General features: G+C 58.9%; 14 protein-coding genes and 1 tRNA gene. 3 read left to right on the top strand and 12 right to left on the bottom strand.

Annotated elements, in window-relative coordinates:
- Positions 1 to 228 precede the first annotated feature (228 nt).
- The 5 genes from DWY03_RS10310 to DWY03_RS06960 form a co-directional block, all read right to left on the bottom strand.
- Positions 229 to 354, bottom strand: coding sequence for a hypothetical protein (locus DWY03_RS10310; protein ID WP_255413117.1), 126 nt, complete (start codon positions 352 to 354; stop codon positions 229 to 231).
- Between the two features lie 187 nt (positions 355 to 541).
- Positions 542 to 1,741 carry a relaxase/mobilization nuclease domain-containing protein gene (locus DWY03_RS06975; RefSeq protein ID WP_117840274.1) on the bottom strand — a complete coding sequence of 400 codons (1,200 nt, stop codon included), beginning with the start codon at positions 1,739 to 1,741 and terminating at the stop codon, positions 542 to 544.
- Positions 1,738 to 2,271 (bottom strand): hypothetical protein, encoded by a 534-nt coding sequence (locus DWY03_RS06970; protein ID WP_117840273.1) that lies wholly within the window; start codon positions 2,269 to 2,271, stop codon positions 1,738 to 1,740. The genes DWY03_RS06975 and DWY03_RS06970 overlap by 4 nt, the downstream gene beginning before the upstream one ends.
- 690 nt (positions 2,272 to 2,961) lie before the next feature.
- Positions 2,962 to 3,630, bottom strand: coding sequence for a hypothetical protein (locus DWY03_RS06965; protein ID WP_231500811.1), 669 nt, complete (start codon positions 3,628 to 3,630; stop codon positions 2,962 to 2,964).
- 47 nt (positions 3,631 to 3,677) lie between these two features.
- Positions 3,678 to 7,034 (bottom strand): hypothetical protein, encoded by a 3,357-nt coding sequence (locus DWY03_RS06960; RefSeq protein ID WP_117840272.1) that lies wholly within the window; start codon positions 7,032 to 7,034, stop codon positions 3,678 to 3,680.
- A 122-nt stretch (positions 7,035 to 7,156) separates the two neighbouring features.
- Here DWY03_RS06960 and DWY03_RS06955 point away from each other — a divergent pair, with 122 nt between their 5' ends.
- Complete coding sequence (locus DWY03_RS06955; RefSeq protein WP_117640691.1) at positions 7,157 to 7,405, top strand: helix-turn-helix domain-containing protein; 249 nt, start codon at positions 7,157 to 7,159, stop codon at positions 7,403 to 7,405.
- Between the two features lie 540 nt (positions 7,406 to 7,945).
- Here DWY03_RS06955 and DWY03_RS06950 read toward each other — a convergent pair.
- The 7 genes from DWY03_RS06950 to DWY03_RS06920 all read right to left on the bottom strand — a co-directional run bounded on the left by DWY03_RS06950 (position 7,946) and on the right by DWY03_RS06920 (position 15,413).
- Positions 7,946 to 8,021, bottom strand: a tRNA-Arg gene (locus tag DWY03_RS06950).
- A gap of 305 nt (positions 8,022 to 8,326) precedes the next feature.
- Complete coding sequence (locus tag DWY03_RS06945) at positions 8,327 to 8,725, bottom strand: DUF956 family protein (RefSeq protein WP_117800596.1); 399 nt, start codon at positions 8,723 to 8,725, stop codon at positions 8,327 to 8,329.
- Between the two features lie 120 nt (positions 8,726 to 8,845).
- Positions 8,846 to 9,766: a PTS system mannose/fructose/sorbose family transporter subunit IID gene (locus DWY03_RS06940; RefSeq protein ID WP_117564942.1), complete on the bottom strand. Its 921-nt coding sequence runs from the start codon at positions 9,764 to 9,766 to the stop codon at positions 8,846 to 8,848.
- Positions 9,767 to 9,782: 16 nt separating this feature from the next.
- Positions 9,783 to 10,601 (bottom strand): PTS mannose/fructose/sorbose transporter subunit IIC, encoded by an 819-nt coding sequence (locus DWY03_RS06935; RefSeq protein ID WP_089573274.1) that lies wholly within the window; start codon positions 10,599 to 10,601, stop codon positions 9,783 to 9,785.
- Between the two features lie 18 nt (positions 10,602 to 10,619).
- Positions 10,620 to 11,609 (bottom strand): PTS sugar transporter subunit IIB, encoded by a 990-nt coding sequence (locus DWY03_RS06930; RefSeq protein WP_117637934.1) that lies wholly within the window; start codon positions 11,607 to 11,609, stop codon positions 10,620 to 10,622.
- Between the two features lie 403 nt (positions 11,610 to 12,012).
- Positions 12,013 to 12,441, bottom strand: a complete 429-nt coding sequence (locus DWY03_RS06925) for a hydrogenase maturation nickel metallochaperone HypA (RefSeq protein ID WP_117840271.1) — start codon at positions 12,439 to 12,441, stop codon at positions 12,013 to 12,015.
- A gap of 194 nt (positions 12,442 to 12,635) precedes the next feature.
- Positions 12,636 to 15,413, bottom strand: coding sequence for an FAD-dependent oxidoreductase (locus DWY03_RS06920; RefSeq protein ID WP_197032815.1), 2,778 nt, complete (start codon positions 15,411 to 15,413; stop codon positions 12,636 to 12,638).
- 188 nt (positions 15,414 to 15,601) lie between these two features.
- Here DWY03_RS06920 and DWY03_RS06915 point away from each other — a divergent pair, with 188 nt between their 5' ends.
- Positions 15,602 to 16,264, top strand: coding sequence for a TetR/AcrR family transcriptional regulator (locus DWY03_RS06915; RefSeq protein ID WP_117840270.1), 663 nt, complete (start codon positions 15,602 to 15,604; stop codon positions 16,262 to 16,264).
- A 63-nt stretch (positions 16,265 to 16,327) separates the two neighbouring features.
- Positions 16,328 to 17,335, top strand: a complete 1,008-nt coding sequence (locus DWY03_RS06910; RefSeq protein ID WP_117840269.1) for a DUF5692 family protein — start codon at positions 16,328 to 16,330, stop codon at positions 17,333 to 17,335.
- Positions 17,336 to 17,485 lie beyond the last annotated feature (150 nt).

Genomic DNA, 17,485 nt, shown 5'->3' with positions numbered 1-17,485 from the left:
CTTCGAGGTCAGGAGACGTTTTATGAGCGACATGAGGTGCATATCCCTCATGTTTCAAGCTCCAATCTGCCGGATTTGCCCAACTAAAAGTTTACGCCCACGCGCGAACAGGATTTGATTTTTGAAATATGGACGAATTGCTCGTCAGGAGGGTAGAATGGTGCCGACGGCGGCCCAAGTTGTAGAGAGCTGGGCAGAGCCGTTGCTTAACGAAGTTGGGTCATCGTCTTAGCGACGGTGGCCTTTCTTTTTGGGCTTCGAGCCCTGCTTGAGTGCCTTGGAAAGGCCGACAAGGGCCGTGAGGAGCGAGACCATAGCGGTCAGGAGCTTCACGAGCTCGGTGAAATCGGTCATGGGCATCACCTCCCATCGGATGGAGGGCTCTGCCCGGCACGAGGGCTGCCGCCAGCAAGGACGATTCTATCAGAGCGGCTGACTCCCGCCGATCAATTCATACTCCTCACCCTCGCCGAATTGCGAGCATGAAAGAATCGGCACTGGATGGCAGCGCGCTAGGGCACCGACGATAGGCTTTCCAAAACTAGCGAGGCGTGCCTCCGCGTGAGAAATCACCGCGATCGACAACGCGATCGTCCATCTGTCGCGACACGGCGCTACCGCTGTGCGCCTGGCCGGCGGCGCGAACACGGTCGTCGCCGGCATCGACAACGCCGCCGGAATAGCGGTTGCGAATCTCCCTTGCGTAGCCGCGACGCGCAAGAAGCTCATCGCGAACCGCCGGATCTTCGAGCAGATCTTCATCGCACTTCGGTGCGATGAACTTAGGGAAGAGATTGTAGGCGACGCCCTTGCTCGCCTTTGCCTGCTCGACCCACGCCGAATACGCTTTTTTAAGCCGTTGGATGTAGATCTCACAGCGCTTCTCGTATGGAAGGGCTCGCTCGGCTTCAAGCACGTTATTTTTGAAGGCCGCCTCAAGTTGCTTGACCGCAAACCGACCGTCAAGACGGGTCAGGTTGAAAGTGCACTTCGGGTTGCCGGCCTCTTTGATATCAAGATCTGTCGCATAGACACGATTGTTCTTGATGAAAATGTCTACGCCCCATGAGGCAAGTAATTTTTTGAACTGCTCCATATTCTTCGGGTGGTAGTCGTTGATTGCAATATGGATCAGCTCGCGCAGATTGTTTTTATAACTGTACTCTCCGCGATCGACAATCTCCTTTTCAATATCGCGCGGCTGTCGATCTCGAATCTTCGAATTCTTCTTTCCCTTTTCGAGCTGGGCGAGATTCCAGTCCTTATCGAGTTCGCGGACCCATGAGGCGCGTTCGTACTTTCCATGCCGCCCGCCCGTCTCGCAACGCTTGCCAGTTAACAAATCGGTACGGTTGATCGCCATGTGCACTGCGTAGCGTTTTCCCGCCTTATCGCTTTCTTCGTGCAGCGCGAGAATCACCTGTTGATGCATATAGTGCTTCGCAAGCCATTGCTCCGCGTAGGCCAAACATGCATCGGGGGTCATCTTGCCCCCGTTGCATGAGCATTCTTCCGGAAGGAACGCGAGGATCTGATGAAGCAAGATTACGTTTTTGGCTCCGGCTCTCGACGGCTTGTCGTGATGGAAAACCTTTCTGGTTCTATCCATTTTCGAAAACCAGCGATCGCTGTATTCGATGTTCCAGCCACCACGCGCAAGCGCATCTTTTCCGTTGATGTATTTACGGACGTTCTTTGCGTAGCGATCGCTCGAAACGCTTTTCTGTTTGATAACCGTCACTTCACATCACCACCAACGAAATAGCGCTTCTCGAGCTCATCGATAAAACAGTCCAGCTTACGCCCAACTTGGTAAACCTTTTCGAGTGTGCGGAAAACAGCTTTCTCGTTGTACGCGGGAAGCCCCTGGGCGTTCACGAAGTACATCAGCTGATTGAGATTCGTTCCTTCCTTCAGAAGTTCGTGATAAATCTTGTCGATCGACGCCCGATCGACATCGATTTTCTCGACATTCCCTTTGAGCAGTACGCGCCGCGCATACGAGCTCACGGTCACGCCAAGGGAATCAGCATTGCTTTCGATTTTCTTTTTTTCTTCCGGCGAGACCCGGACGTGAATGTCATCGGTTCGGAATTTCTGCCCAGCGATTTCCGAAAAACCAAAATCGATATCGAGATCGTCGGCATTGCACAAAACGAAGCGGATGAGTTCCGCCTCGCTCATCTCATGTCGCTTTGCGATTGCAGCGATGGTTTTCTTCTCGTCATTTGAAAGAGACGCCTTGACGGTGTGTGGGCGGAGCCTGCTCATGATTCCTCCTCGGAAAACGAATCAGCGATCGGAGAGGACTCCGATCAAAACCTGCTATGCGATTCGCTTTCCTTGATGAGGAACGGCTGGCGTCGTTCCAAAAATGAAGAATCGTCGCCGCGATTCTTCATCGCGAAGTTTCAACTTCACGATAACCTTATCGCCGCAGCAGGCGATAGGCAAGGTCTGTGGCGTGGTGTTTTTGGGGTCCGAATGGGCCCACAAAAATGCCACCCACAGTCATCTTGCAATCACCGGAACGGCGATTGGGCGGAGCGTAGCGTAGACACGAAATGAGAGGCCTCGTTTCGAGCGAAAGGCTTCGCGGTGTCGTAGTGTCAGCGGAGACCGTGAGCGGAAGCGAATTTTTAACGCGAAGGATGCTGAGTGTTAGAAATTCGCTGTAGCGAGAGCGGAGCGGTGATGCGAATGCGAGGGATGCCGAGTGTTTGCATTACCGCGCAGCGGACTCCGGGCGAGGGCTGAAGCAAGTTGATGGAAGACCTTACCGATTTGCGGAAGGTTTTGCCCAAAGCATCCGGCACCGCCGGATTCTTTTGGAACGCCCTCTCGTTTGATTGCTTTCCTATCGTTTGCTCCTAGACTGGGCGTCTAAAAAAGGCGGCCGAACCGGCCGCCCACAAATAAATAAACATTTACCGAATGTAAGAGGAGAGGAACATATGTCCATCATTCCCAGTGACCGGCAACATCGACGACCCAATGTTGTCCCGTAGCCTGCTGTTCATAATGTCCTTGGTCCTCAGAGGTGGTATACGAATCATTGATTGCAGAACCGCCGTTAGGATGCTGCGCATCGCCAAAAGTAGCGTGAGCGTGAGCGTCCATTTCGGCTGCAGATCCAAATGCTGCGTGGCATGCACTGCAGATCCAACGTTCATGGCGCGTATAAACCACATTCGGCACCCAGACCTGGCTGTAATCTGTCTCCCAGTGGCCCTGCTCGGCAACCCACTTCTTCTGGCTGCCGCCGTTGGAAGAGGAATTGTTGCTGCCGGAACTCTGCGAATTGCCGGAATTCTGCTTGGACTGGGAGGAATCGCCCTTGTTGTCCGACTTCGAGGAATCGGAAGACTTGTTATCCTCCTTCTTGGAGTCATCGGACTTCTGGTCCTTGTCGTCGGATTCTTTCTTCTCCTCGGTCTTGGTTCCAGAGGTTTGCGCCGCCTTTTCTTCGCTTGGCTTCTTTTTGTCTTTGTTCTTTACCGCTGTGGCGGCCCTTTCCGTAGAGCCGCTTCCTTGCTTTGCAACGCCGGCACATCCAAGTTGAGGTGCCGAAAGGCACACCAGAAGCGCAACGATAATAGCCTTTTTTCTCACACCGATCTCCCCGTCCATGAAACCGGGCGTTGGACACTAGCCGATATCCAACGCCCGACTCGCTTTTACATCTGCTCGCGGCGCTTCTTCCGGTCGAGGAAGACGCCGGCTGCCACAAGGACGGTACCGCCGATGGCGAACGTCTCGCCGATGAGGCCCGTGCGGTCGCCGGTCTGGGCGAGGTTGCCGGGCCGGGCGGTCTCCGTGCCGGCGAGATGCTTCGGGCTGTATGCCACCTGTTGCTTTGCGGCCTCCTCTGCCTCCTGTCGTGCGATCTCATCGGAAAGCTCCTGCTCCGCCGCGATGCGGTCGGACTTCGCCTGCTCGTAGGCGGCGAGCGCCGCATCATAGCCGGGCTTGAGCCCGTCCAGCGCAGCCTGCTTCTCGTCCAGGATGACTTTGGCGGGCGCGACCTTGGCACGTGCCTCGACTGCTGCGGCGAAAAGCGCGTTGAGGGCGTCATCCGCGTTCGCGTCATGGCCGGAAGCGATCGCCGCGTCGGCATTGATGGAGTTCAGCCTCGCCAGCTTGGCGTCTGCCTGCGCCTTTGCCTGTTCGGCGGCGGAGACCAGGGACTCGGCGGCGATGGTATCCGCCTTCGCGGCATCGAGCGCGGCCTTGGTGTCATTGACGGCCTTTACTGCATCCTGCTGGCGCTGCTGTGCCTCTGCGAGCTTCGCGGCAAGACCGGTGAGGATGTCGAGGTTCGACTGTGCGTCCTCGAGATCGGTCTGGGAGCCGGTGAGCCTGTCGGCGGCAACGCCGGTGTCGGCCTTTGCGGCATCGACGGCACGCTGGGCATCCGCGAGGGCGCGTGCGGTGCCGTCCGCCTTTTGCTTGGCGGCTGCGAGGACTGCCGCCTTCTCGGCTTGGTCGGCTGCCGCCGCGTCGTGAACGCTCTTTGCTGTATCGACCGCCTTCTTGGCGTCGGCGATGTCCTGGAAGAACTTCGCGAGGTCGGCGTTCGCATCGTCCACGCCCTGCTGCTTAGCAGCGGTGTCCGCCTTGGCGGAATCCAACTTAGACTGTGCGGTCGTTACGGCTGCGTTGGCAGCATCAAAGGCGACCTGCTTCTGCTGGACGGTCGACTTTGCCGTATCGACTGCCGCGTTGGCGGCATCGAGGTCCGATTTCGCCGCATCAAGCTCGGTCTGGGCATCCGTGACGCCCTGTTGCTTGGCGGCGACATCAGCATTGGCGGCATCGACGGCACGCTGGGCATCCGCGACGCCCTGCTTCGCGGCATCGACACCTGCCTGTGCGGAATCCGCTGCGACCTGCTTCTGCTGAACGGTTGCGGTGGCGCCGGCGGCTGCCTGCTTCTTGGATGCGAGATCGGCCTTGGCTGCGTCGAGTGCGCTCTTGGCGTTCTTGAGACCGTTGATATAGGAGGTCAGCTTTTGCTCGTACTCGTCGACGGAGATGGGGTTCGTGTTCCAACCGGAGCCGGACCAGCCGGAGATCTCTGCGGTATAGCACTGCGTCTGAAGCCCGGACATGGTGCCCTTGGTGCAGGTTGCCATTCCCATAACGGCGAGTTCGGGATTGATGATGTTCATGTAATGGCCGACGGTGCCGCTGCTGCCGTTCTCCCAGCGGCAGTTGTTTGCAATCCAATGGTTGATTGCGACGCCGTTCTTTGCATAGAAATCATAGGCATCCTTGCCGACAAGACCGGTGACTCCATAAAGGGCCTCCGTTGCCTTGTCGAAAAAGCCCTTCTCCTGCTCGATCCACTGCCCACTCGGATCGATTCCGTAATTCCATGCCAGGTTTTCGGCAAAATTATATTGACGGGCATGATCGAGCACAGTGTCACTGTAGTTGGCATCCGCAATGGCACCGGCGATGAGCTTGTAGGTGACCTGGAGCTCGGACAGGCCGACCGACTTGCGGTAGTCGTTGACGGACTTCATCCACCTGATCGCATTGAGCATGTTATCAAGGGACGTGGCGTCCTTGGAGTTGCCGACTTCGGTCTTTCCGGCATATTTGGCGTTCAGGATGATGTTGACTGCGTCATCGGCACCCATGGCACGGAAGAAGCCGATGGCTCCCTGCTTGAGCTGCGCGTCGGCGGAATCGAGTTTTGCCTGTGCCTCGTCGACCTTCTGCTGCGCGGCGGTCACGGCGGCGTCTGCGGTATCCTTTGCGGCCTTGGCGTTCGCAAGCTCTACATCGGCGGCTGCCTTGGCGGACTCAGCGTCCTTGACAGCCTGCTTCGCTGCATCCAGCTTGGAGATGGCGTCGACGTTCGCCTGCTTGGCGGCATCGAGGTCGGCGTTCGCGGCATCGAGTGCGGACTGGGCGGCGTTCATGCCGGATTCGGCATCGGCCGCGGCCTGCTGCTTTATGGAGAGGGACGCCTGGGCATCATTCAGCTCGGTCTGCGCCGTTGCTGCAGCGGACTGCGCCTGCTCGAGCTCGGACTCGCACTGGGACTGTGCCGCTTGTGCGGCAGCGAGGGCTGCCTCCGCGTCCGCGACCTTCTGTTTTGCCGCATCGTACTCCGGACCGCTGGCGCCTGCCTCCGCTGCGGCGAGGTCGGCTTTCGCCTGCTCATAGGCGGCGCTGGCTGCTGCGACCTTCGCATCCGCCGCGTCCTTGTTCTGCTTGGCTGCGACAAGGACGGAATCGGCGGAATCCTTTGCAGACTGGGCCGCAACCAGCTTGGACTGGGCATCGGCAAGCGTAGCGTTGGCGTTGGCGAGTTCAACCTGTGCCCTGTCCACGGCAGCCTGGGCGTCGCGCACGGCCTGTTCGGCGGCACTGATTGCCTCCGGGGTGGCGCTTACGGCATCTGCCTTGGCTTTATCGAGGGCATCCTTGGCATCCTGGGCCGCCTTGAGGGCGGACTTGTACGCCTCGTCCTTCTCGGACGCATCCGCCTTGGCGTCTGCGAGACCCGCCTTCGCCTGCTCGAGGTCCTTGCCGGCAGTATCGGCGGCGTCCTTGCCCTCTGCGACCTGACGGGCGTACTCGTCCATTGCCGCTCGGTCGGCTGCCGTGCCGGCGCTGACTGCCGAATCGTAGGATGCCTTGGCCTGGTCGCGGGCGGAAGCCGCCTCGTTGTAGGGACCGGCGGCCTCATCGTAGGATGCCTTGGCGGCGTCCTCCTTCGCCTTCGCCTCGTCGACTGCCTTCTGCAGGTCCGCGATGGTCTGTGCGGCGGATTTCGCGCCGACACCGGATGCCGCGCCGGCGTGGGCGGCGATCGGCGACATCACGGCGGGGTGCTGCGTGCCCCCGTCACCGGTCTGGGCGAATGCCGTGAACGGTGAGATGAGGCTCGATCCGGTCATGGCGGCCATGGTCGCCGCGGTGACGGTCAGACGCGCGATCCCCTTCGGGGCGTGAATCTTTTTGTTTGGCAGTGTGGCGAAGTGATCGCCGCCGGCAGCGAAATGCTTTCCCTGAGTCATTGCTATTCCATTCCTTTTCCGTGCCCTATCCGACTGGGCATCAGAGTGCTTTCCAATAGAGATAATTATGCGCCTTAACAGGGATTGTTGTATATAGTCCGTTGGCTTTTATACAACAATCCATGACTCTTTTTGTCATGGATATCTCGCCGCTACAACGATCCTTTGGTCTACGCTGCAAAGAATTAAGATCAAAGTCTGGTTACTCTCAAGTACAATTTGCGAATCGCATCGGCATGGACAGGTCTTACTACGCCTCGATAGAGGTCGGACGAAGAAATGTCAGTCTTTCTAACCTCTGTAAAATTGCTAACGGATTCGACATGACAATCGCTGCACTCATGACTGGTGTGACTGAGAAAACGGATTAGTCCATCAATCAATCAGCGAACGCAGTGAGCGAATCAATCGACGGCACAGCCGGCGGCAAGGTCACGGCACGTGACCGCGCAGCAGCTTCGCGAGCGAAGGGGGACAGCATCGCTGTCCCTATTCTTTATCGACGGCTTAGCCGGCGGCAAGGACACGGTACGTGGCCGCGCAGCGAGCTTCGCGAGCGAAGAGGACGGCATCGCCGTCCCTATATTTTTATAGTATATTTCTCTATTAATTGGTTTCACCAAAATGGGTATAGCGCAAGCTTCTGAACAGGCGTTTTTATCAAAAACTCAAAGCAGCCGAATCATCAAAATGGTGAAATTTTTTACCCAAATTGAGGAAGCGCTTCACCAAAATGGAACCGACTAACGGCTGTTGAAAACTTTTTATCCCCAAAATGGTGATTTCCTGTTTTCAGTGGAAAACTCGGTAAGTTAAATTATTTACTTACCAGATTTACAAACAAAAGCAGTTCTTAACCCTAAAACCAGAACAGGTCAGAAGCAAAATTAACTCCTGACCTGCGATTTTTCTGGTGCCCCCGGGCGGATTCGAACCGTCGACACCCGCTTTAGGAGAGCGGTGCTCTATCCCCTGAGCTACGGAGGCATGTTGTATTAGTGTAGCAGATTTACGCCGCTGTAATGCAGCGTATACCCACTCTTCGAAGTTGCGGTGGAACAGCCCTCCGGAAAGTGCGTCCCACTATCCAGGCAAATTCTGGGGCAGACTTTCCCCATGAGACCTCGCTGGGAAACTGTGACCCAGAATTTCGGCTCGAAACGGGACACGGTTTCCCAAACGACCCCGTTCCGGAAACTACATCCCGGAATCGACGCTCGAACTGGGGTGCACTTTCCCGATCGAGCCACATGGGAGACTGCGCCCCACTTTGAGGGGGCGCTCTTTAATGACTAGTTGCCTTTGTGGAAAAGGTTTTTGATAACGGAGGGGATGCTCTTGGCACCCTTGGCCGTCACATCGATAAAGTCGGGCGAACGAACGAGCCTGTCCTCGTCAATGTACTTACGCACCGCGCGAAGCGTTTCCTTGTCATTGCGCGTCGAAAACGTAAAGTGGCCATTCTCTTTGGTAAAGATGGCAAAACGCGTAATCTTCTTGGTGCCGCGCAAAACCTCGGCGGCAATATAGTCGACCTCGTCCCACGGGATTTGGATATAATCCTCGGGATTACGCTCGTTATAGTACTCAAACGCCTTATTGCCCACCATCACGTTACCGTGACTGGTAAGCCCCATCAGGCAGGTTGCCGGCGTTGCCAGATCGACCGTGCTGTTCTGAGATTGCGCCATACGCGCCTCGCCCTCCAATAAAAACAATCGGACCGCATCCAGTGTACCCACCGGGTGCGGTCCGTTTCAATGGCTCAAAAGCCCTTGCCTAGCAACTCTCGGTCTTAAGCCGAAGCGTGCTTACATGAAGCCGCAGACGCGACCGATGATGCCGACGGCGAAGAGAGCCAGGATGATGACGATCGGGCTGACCTTCTTCTTGAGGAGCTTGCAGACCAGAAGGGTCAGGCACACGGCGGCAAGGCCGGGGATGAGCTGATCGAGGTTGGCCTGAAGCGTGGTGACCTTCACCGGGTCGAGTGCGTTGGCACCGACAGAGCTGTACATCGTCAATGCTTGCTTGATGCCCTCAGAACCGGCGGGCAGGTTGGCCCAGTCAATATAGGCGCCAGCAGACTGCGTGACCTTGGAGACGACCGGGGTAAAGGAGATGGAAACCCAACGCTCGACAAGGGCGCCGATGATGAACATACCAAGGATGGAAGCACCCTCGGTGACCTTGCCCATCAGACCGCCGGAGAGGTCCTTGGCGATGGAGGAGCCGACCTTGTAGCCAAACTCCTGCGTGTACCACAGGAAGGCGTAACGGATGATGTTCCACGCGAAGAAGAACAGCAGCGGACCGGCGATGCTGCCGGACAGGGCCAGGGAAGCGCCCAGTGCGCCCAGAATCGGGCGAAGGGTGAACCAGAAGGCGGGGTCGCCGACGCCGGCGAGCGGGCCCATCATACCGACCTTGACGCCCTGAATGGCGACGTCGTCAATCGGAGCACCGTTGGCGCGCTCCTCCTCGAGGGCGAGGGTAACGCCAATGACGGGGGCGGAAACATAGGGGTGGGTGTTATAGAACTCCAGGTGGCGCTTAAGAGCGGCAATCTGGTCATCCTTGCTGGTGTAGAGCTTCTTGATCGCAGGGATCATTGCGAAGCACCAGCCGCCGTTCTGCATACGCTCGTAGTTCCACGAGCCCTGAAGGAACTGATGACGGAAGCAAACCTTCTTACGGTCAGCCTTGGTGAGCTGAATCTTGTTCTCTGCCATATGTATCACTCCCCTCCTACTCGTAATCGTTCAGAATGTCGCCGAGCGGGTCACCGGAGCCACCGCCCATGCCGCCACCCTGCTTGGCCAGATCCTTAAGGCCAAGGTAGATGAGGGCAAGGGAGATGCCGATGAGGCCAAGGGCGATCAGCGTGAGCTGAGGGATGGCAGCAAGGACAAAGCCGAGGATGAAGAACGGCCAGGTCTCCTTGGTGGCCATCATGTTGATGACCATGGCGTAACCGACGGAAGCGACCATGCCGCCGCCGACAGCCATGCCGCCGGACAGCCAATCGGGCATAGCGTTAAGCGCGTTGGTAACAGCCTCGGCCGGGATGATGCACAGAAGTACTGCCGGGATGGCGATACGAACACCCTGCATGAGGATGCCGGCGTACTGCCAACGCTCGATGCCGGCGAAGTCGCCCTTCTCGGCGCAGGCGTCCATGCCGTGAACCATAGCGGTAGCCAGGGTACGGCAGATCATGGTCAGGAACAGACCAGCGACCGACAGCGGGACGGCGACGGCGATGGCGGCGGTAACGGCCTTGGCCGAATCGGTGGCGCCACCGTTGAGGGCGAGCACCATGATGATCGAAGAAGCGACCGAGGCCAGAGCGGCGTCAGGCGCGACGGCGGCGCCGACGTTAGCCCAGCCAAGGGCCATCATCTGGAGCGAACCGCCCAGGAGGATGCCCTCCTGAAGGTGACCGGTTACGAGACCGATAAGCGTGCATGCCACGAGCGGCTGATGGAACTGGAACTCATCCAGAATGCCTTCCATACCGGCAAGCAACGCGACAATCGCAACAAGCAGAATAGTGATTGCAGACATGTATCGGACCCTCCTTTACTATGCTTGAGCGGCCAGTTCGGCCTTTGCTTTCTTCAACATGGCGTCGAGATCCTCGGAGGAATCCGAAGGAACCTTGCGGACCTCGAACTTGACGCCCTTGGCCTTGAGAGCCTCGATGGTCTTGACGTCGTCATCGCCCATAGCGACAGCGTTAGTGACGACGACCTTGCCCTTGGAGTGGGCCATGGAACCGATGTTGGCTTCCTTGATGTCGACGCCGGCCTCGATGGCCCTGAGCAGATCCTGCGGGTTCTCGAACAGCAGCATCGCCTTGGTGTCGCCAAAGCGCGTGTCCTTGACGACCTCGGCCATCTTCTTGATGGGCACGACGTTGGCATGGACTCCCGGAGGGGCAGCCTGCTCGATCATGGTCTTGCGGAGCTCGTCGTGAGCAACGCCGTCGGAGACCACGATGATGCGGTTGGGGTTGATCTGCTTGGTCCACGTGGTGGCCACCTGACCATGCAGCAGACGCGTGTCGATACGGACGTGGGCGATCTTGATGTGCCCGTCGCCGATCACCGTTCCCGGAGGAATGGCACCCGCAGGAGCAGCGGCGGCCGCAGCCGGCTTCTTCTCCTCGGGCTCCAGAGACTCGGGCTTGACGCGCACGCCGGCCTTAGCCTCAGTCACGAGATGTTTTGCGATCGCATGTGCAGTGTTCTTTGCGTCAAAGCGCTGCGAATATGCCTCGATGAGCATAGGCAGGTTGACACCGGTGACGATAGCCCAGGAATCATGGCCCTCGATGAGACCGCTGATCTGGTTGAAGGGCGTGCCGCCCCACAGATCAACGAGGAAGAGCACCTGCTCCTGGTCCTCGAAGGAAGCGACTGCTTCCTCGACCTTGGCTCGGAAGTCGTCGGGGCCCATGCTCGGCTCGAGCGAGACCACGGCTACAGACGGCTGATCGCCAAAGACCATCGAGCCCGTCTGCTTGATTCCAGCCGCCAAGTCACCATGGCTAGCAAGAACAATACTTACCATCACATAACCTCCTTTTTGTCTACGTAATTCCTACACGACAGTTATGGAGTATAGCTGCAAATACAGCAGAATTGTTTGAAAAACTGCAAAAGGTAGCATTATTTGTTTAAACGTCTTAATTTGTTACAAGTTGATTACATTCCAGCATCATTGGCTGATCTGCCGCTGATAACTGATACCCAACCAATACTTACACGACGGATATGCGCATGCTGTCATTATTACCGCTTTTAAACAGATGCAAACGTGCTGAGACCGAGGCTATTTCGTTTAAACAGCTATGCCTTGACTAATGGCGAGCGATATGCTCTAGCAAAGTAGTTATTGGGGACGTTCTTAAATGGCTAGTCATTGGGGACGTTCTTTTTCGACTAGTCGTTTAAGAACGTCCCCAACGACTAAGTTAGGCGATGTGGAGGGGGTTGGCGGCGTCGACGGCATCGGGGGCATCGGATAGGCCGTCGGGGGCAGCGTCTGTCGGGTCCTCGTCGGAGGTCTCGATCTGCTTGATCATGACCTCCTGGCCCTGCAGCAGATAGGTCTCGCCGCTACCGCAATGGGGGCAGGTCTTGCCGTGCTCGACCGTCGCGTAGTCGCAGCCGCACGCCTCGCAATGCGTCACGGCCTCGACAGGCTCCACAATAAGCTCCGCGCCCTGCGTGATAGGCTTTTTATCTGCCGCCCAGCGCCAAGCATCAAGCAGCAGATCGGGAACGACGCCCGAGACCTCGCCCAGGAGCAGCGTCACGCTCGAAACGCGACTCACGCCATTGGCGCGCGCCACATTCTCGACATCACGAATGATGTGATAAACAATCCCGATCTCGTGCACTTTTAATTCCTTCCGCCGTTCTACCGAACGGCGGTCGGCTTGACGCTGCGCGAGCCCCAGACGGGCGATCTGCCTTTCAATCGTCGGGCATGGGCAAAAGCCCTATGCCCTCCTCTTTCAAGGCACCTCGCCACGCCTGGGACTCGCTCGCTGTCCAACCGCTCTCTGCGCCGTTCTCCTGCTTGTTGCGTTTCTTACTTCTTCCCGAATTTGATCTTAATGGCGCGCTTGAGCGCGTACTTGCCCAGGCTTGGGAGCTTTTGCTCGTATTTGACCATCGTTGAGCACTCGGGGCGGTCGCGATCCAGATGGATGGCGTCGAACGCGCACTTGGTGGTGCACAGACCGCAGCCAATACACTTGTTGGGGTCGACGATCGAGGCGCCGCAGCCCAGGCAGCGAGCGGTCTCGGCGCGCACCTGTTCCTCGGTAAAGGTCTCGACGTACTCGCTAAACGGCGCGGCCTTCTCGCGTTCGCGGTCCACATGCGCAACCTCGCGGCTCGCGTTGTCGTAGCTTTCGATCACGGCATCGTCGCGGTCAAGCGCGGTGTAGCGGCGCTGGTTGCGGCCGATGGTGAGCGTGGAGCCCGGCTGCACAAAGCGATGGATGGACACCGCGGCCTCGTGACCGGCGGCAATGGCATCGATGGCAAAGCTGGGGCCAGTGTAGACGTCGCCGCCCACAAAGATGTCGGGCTCGGCGGTCTGGTACGTCTGCGGATCGGCAAGGGCACCCTGGCCGCGGCCGAGCTCCACCTTGGAGCCAGCCAGCAGGTCGCCCCACACAATGGACTGGCCAATCGACATGACGACACGGTCGGCATCGACACGGCGCAAGTCGTTCTCGTCATACTCGGGCGCAAAACGGCCCTCGTCGTCAACGACACGCGTGCAGCGCTTGAAGGTGATACCGCACACACGACCGGCCTCGTCCAGGTGAATCTCCTTGGGGCCCCAGCCGCAGCTAATGTGCGCGCCGTCCTCAATGGCCTCGCGACGCTCCTCCTCGCTGGCAGGCATCTGGGCCTCGCTCTCCAGGCAGAACATCTCAACGTGCTCGGAACCCAGACGGCAGGCGTTGCGCGCGACGTCGATGGCCACGTTGCCGCCGCCCACCACGATGGTGCGCCCGGGCAGCGCGTCGATCTTGCCGCTGTTAACCTCGCGAAGGAAGTCGACGGCCACGGTCACATCCTCGGCATCCTCGCCCGGAATGCCGGCAAGGCGGCCGCCCTGGCAGCCAATGGCCACGTAGAAGGCCTTAAAGCCCTGCGCGCGCAGCTCGTCGAGCGTCACGTCGCGACCGACTTCCACGCCATAGCGGAACTCGGCACCCATCAGGCGAATGACCTCGACCTCGGCCTCGATAACATCCTTCTGCAGCTTAAAGCTGGGAATGCCGTAGGTGAGCATGCCGCCCGGGCGCTCGTTTTTCTCGAACACGACGGGCTTGTAGCCCTTCTCGGCCAGGTAGAAAGCGCAGGACAGGCCGGCCGGACCGGCGCCGATGATGGCGATCTTCTGGTCGAAGCCGCCGGCACGCGTCGGGGTCACCACTGGCGGGACATAGCGAGTCGCGGCATCCAGATCGCGCTGGGCGATAAACTTCTTGACCTCATCGATAGCCACGGCCTCGTCCACGCGACCGCGGGTGCAGGCATCCTCGCAGCGGCGGTTGCACACACGGCCGCAGATAGCGGGCAGCGGGTTCTCGCGCTTGATGAGCGCCAGAGCCTCGTCGTAGCGGCCCTGCGCCGCAAGCTTTAAGTAGCCCTGAACGGCAACGTGAGCGGGACAAGCCGTCTTGCAGGGCGCGGTGCCAGACTCGTGCGTCTCGATGCGGTTGTCGTTGCGGTAGTTGGGCGACCACTTGGTGTGATCCCACTTGGTGGCATCGGGCAGCTCCTGGCGCGGATACTCGGGCACGCGGCCGCCGGCCTTTTTGCTGCAGAGCTTCTGGCCCAGTTTGGCGGCGCCGGCCGGACACACCTCAACGCAGCGACCGCAGGCCACGCACTTGTCCTTCTCGACCTTGGCGACATAGGCTGAGCGCGACAGGTTGGGCGTGTTGAACAGCTGCGAAGTGCGCAGGGCGTAGCACACGTTGACGTTGCAGTTGCAGATGGCGAAGATTTTGTTCTCACCGTCGATGTTGGTGATCTGGTGCACAAAGCCGTTGTCCTCGGCCTGGAGCAGGATGTCGTAGACCTCCTCGCGCGTCACATAATGGCCGCGGTCGGTCTCGACCACGTAGTCGGCCATATCGCCCACGGCGATGCACCAATCGGCCGGGTCGTCGGCGCAGCCCTCTCCCATCACGCGACGGCTCGCGCGGCAGCTGCAGGTGCTGGCGGCATACTTACCCTCGTATTTGTCGAGCCAATGCTCGATATGCTCGATCGGCACCGAGGTGCTCGCAGCATCGATGGCCTTCTCGACCGGAATGACATGCATGCCAATGCCGGCACCGCCGGGCGGCACCATCGGCGTGGCCTTGGACAGCGGCCCCTTGGACGCCTGCTCAAAGAACTTGGCATAGACCGGATGCTCCTCGAGCTGGCTCACGCGCATGTTGAGGAACTCGGCGGAACCCGGCACCAGCATGGGCAGCACCCACTGCTTGGCGCGCTCGGGGTTTTCCCAGTTGTACTCGAGCAGACCCGTGTAGCTCATGTCGTCGAGCATTTTTTCGATATCGGCCTCGGGCATGCCGGTGAGCTTGACCATCTCGGGCAGCGTATAGGGACGGCGCATCTTCATCTTGCAGAGCACTTCGGCCTGCTCGTCGGTTGCGGCCTCGGCAAACGACCAGTACTCGTAGCCCAGCAGCTCGTCGCGGTGCAACAGGCGGTTGGTGCAGTGCTCACACAGTTTGACGATGGCCTCGCGCGGATGCTCCGGTATCGGCGGCACAAACTCCGCACCGATATCGGGCTCGGTGTAACTAATCCCCGGTCCGTTGAGAATCATAGTCGTCCCTTCTCTTGCCGCAGCCTGGCAGGCACGCAGCGCCCCTCTTTTTACGGGCTCGACATGCTCCCACGCCGTTCACCCGTTATTGTTGACATTGTGTCAAAAACAGTATTGACGAACCGTCAACAATATTCAAGACTGTTAGGCGAACGGTCAGGCTCAAACGGATGAAAGGCGGCAAACACATGAGCAGTAACGCAGCGAACACCTCTGTGGCCGACGCCGTCCCCGCGCCCGACAGCACGGCAAAGCGCTTGACGGGCGACGAACGCCGTCGCGAGATCCTCGATGCCGTGCGCACCGTGAGCTCCGAGCTGGGCGTGTCTCATCTATCTGTCTCGGCCGTGACCAAGCGAGCCGGCTGCACGCGCTCGCTGTTCTACCACTACTTCGCCGATATGGACGCCGCCGTCACCGCCGTGATGGACGAAGCGATCGACGGTTTTATCGCCGAGCTCGAGCAGTGGAACGCCAGCCGCACGGTTGGCGACATCGAAGGCGCACTCGACACCGTCGCCCCACTCTTTAAGCACCTGGTCGTGAGCGGCCACGAGCTGCCAAGCACGCTCACCTCGAGCAGCGGCGCGCTCTACGGCGGCTTTTTGCACAACGTGGTCCAGCGCGTGGCGCAGTATATCTGCGACACCACCGTGGTGGATTTTGTCGCCCATCATGAGCTACGCATCGACCATGTCTACGAGACGTTCTACACCCTCATCATGGGACTGTTGATGTATATCCGCACGCACCCCGATGTGCCCGACGAGACGGTCAAGGAGATTATCGCCTCGACGCTCCACATCGAGGGCTATACCGCCAAGTATCCGGAGCGCAAGCCCCAGAACTGACGACATTTGGCCAAACTGCCCGCGATCAGAAGAGGGGCCGCGGGCGTGTGAAAGGAGAGCAGCATGCTGTTCGATGTTTGGGGTAGCGATACCCTTATCCACTGGGCCGGCTGGGCCATGGTCTTTATTGGCCTCATCGTGCTCAACGAGGTCGGCCGCCGCACCAAGCTGGGCGCGGCAATCATCTTTGGCGTGGCTCCGCTGGCCATGACCATCTATTGCGTCGCCATCGCCGTCGGCGTTTCGCAGGGTGCCGAGTGGGCGCTCACCAACCCCACTCACGTGTACCAGAACAGCTGGTTCCACTACGCCAAGGTGTACGCGGCGCTGGCCGGTTGCTGGGGCTTCATTGCCATTAAGTACCAGTGGGGCAAGATCGGCAAGGCGCATTGGTTCCGTGCATGGCCGTTTGTGATCGTCGCCATCAACATCATGATCGCCGTCGTGTCCGACTTCGAGAGCGCCTATCACTTCTTTGTCCTGGGCCAGTCCACCTGGGTCACCTCCGAGGGTGCCACGCAGCTTGCCGGCTGGAACAACGTGTTCAACGGCATCGCCGGTCTCATCAACATCTTCTGCATGACCGGCTGGTGGAGCGTCTACGCCTCCGAGGATCAGACCGACATGTTGTGGCCCGACATGACTTGGGTCTACATCATCGCCTACGATATCTGGAACTTCTGCTACACCTACAACTGCCTGCCCACCCACTCCTGGTTCTGCGGCTTTGCGCTGCTGCTGGCGCCCACCGTCGCCGCCTTTATCTGGAACAAGGGCGGCTGGATCCAGAACCGCGCCTTTACGCTTGCTATTTGGTGCATGTTTGCCCAGGTGTTCCCGTACTTCCAGGAGGAGTCCATCTTTGTGACCCACTCCACGCTCGACCCCGGCGCCGCCACCGCGGTCTCGATCGCCGCACTGGTCGCCAACATCGCCGCGATCATCTACATCGCCTACCGCGCCAAGAAGCTCGGCCGCAATCCCTACAAGCAGGATGTCTTTGAGGGCACCAGCGATTGGGAGAAGGCTACCGCTCGCCGCGCCAAGGTGGATTACGCACACGCCGAGTAACGCGCTCGCTGCCGTCCGCATTTGGATGTAGGCGCGTCTCTTTGGCTCCGTAATCTCGCGTTATGCGCAGCCCCCGGAAAGCAATTCGTTTGCTTTCCGGGGGCTTTTTGCTCATATGACCCAATCCGCTGTCAAGAGCCACAATGGCCC

The organism is Collinsella sp. AF23-2 (assembly GCF_003459245.1).
GTDB lineage: Bacteria > Actinomycetota > Coriobacteriia > Coriobacteriales > Coriobacteriaceae > Collinsella.
This window is presented reverse-complemented; position numbering and strand designations above follow the sequence as displayed.

Coding starts and splice junctions, on each gene's coding strand:
- DWY03_RS06930 (WP_117637934.1), bottom strand. CDS start 11,609: ATGGTAAGTATTGTTCTTGCTAGCCATGGTGACTTGGCGGCTGGAATC.
- DWY03_RS06915 (WP_117840270.1), top strand. CDS start 15,602: ATGAGCAGTAACGCAGCGAACACCTCTGTGGCCGACGCCGTCCCCGCG.
- DWY03_RS06940 (WP_117564942.1), bottom strand. CDS start 9,766: ATGGCAGAGAACAAGATTCAGCTCACCAAGGCTGACCGTAAGAAGGTT.
- DWY03_RS06960 (WP_117840272.1), bottom strand. CDS start 7,034: ATGACTCAGGGAAAGCATTTCGCTGCCGGCGGCGATCACTTCGCCACA.
- DWY03_RS06920 (WP_197032815.1), bottom strand. CDS start 15,413: ATGATTCTCAACGGACCGGGGATTAGTTACACCGAGCCCGATATCGGT.
- DWY03_RS06935 (WP_089573274.1), bottom strand. CDS start 10,601: ATGTCTGCAATCACTATTCTGCTTGTTGCGATTGTCGCGTTGCTTGCC.
- DWY03_RS06910 (WP_117840269.1), top strand. CDS start 16,328: ATGCTGTTCGATGTTTGGGGTAGCGATACCCTTATCCACTGGGCCGGC.
- DWY03_RS06955 (WP_117640691.1), top strand. CDS start 7,157: ATGACTCTTTTTGTCATGGATATCTCGCCGCTACAACGATCCTTTGGT.
- DWY03_RS06965 (WP_231500811.1), bottom strand. CDS start 3,630: ATGGACGGGGAGATCGGTGTGAGAAAAAAGGCTATTATCGTTGCGCTT.
- DWY03_RS06970 (WP_117840273.1), bottom strand. CDS start 2,271: ATGAGCAGGCTCCGCCCACACACCGTCAAGGCGTCTCTTTCAAATGAC.
- DWY03_RS06945 (WP_117800596.1), bottom strand. CDS start 8,725: ATGGCGCAATCTCAGAACAGCACGGTCGATCTGGCAACGCCGGCAACC.
- DWY03_RS10310 (WP_255413117.1), bottom strand. CDS start 354: ATGACCGATTTCACCGAGCTCGTGAAGCTCCTGACCGCTATGGTCTCG.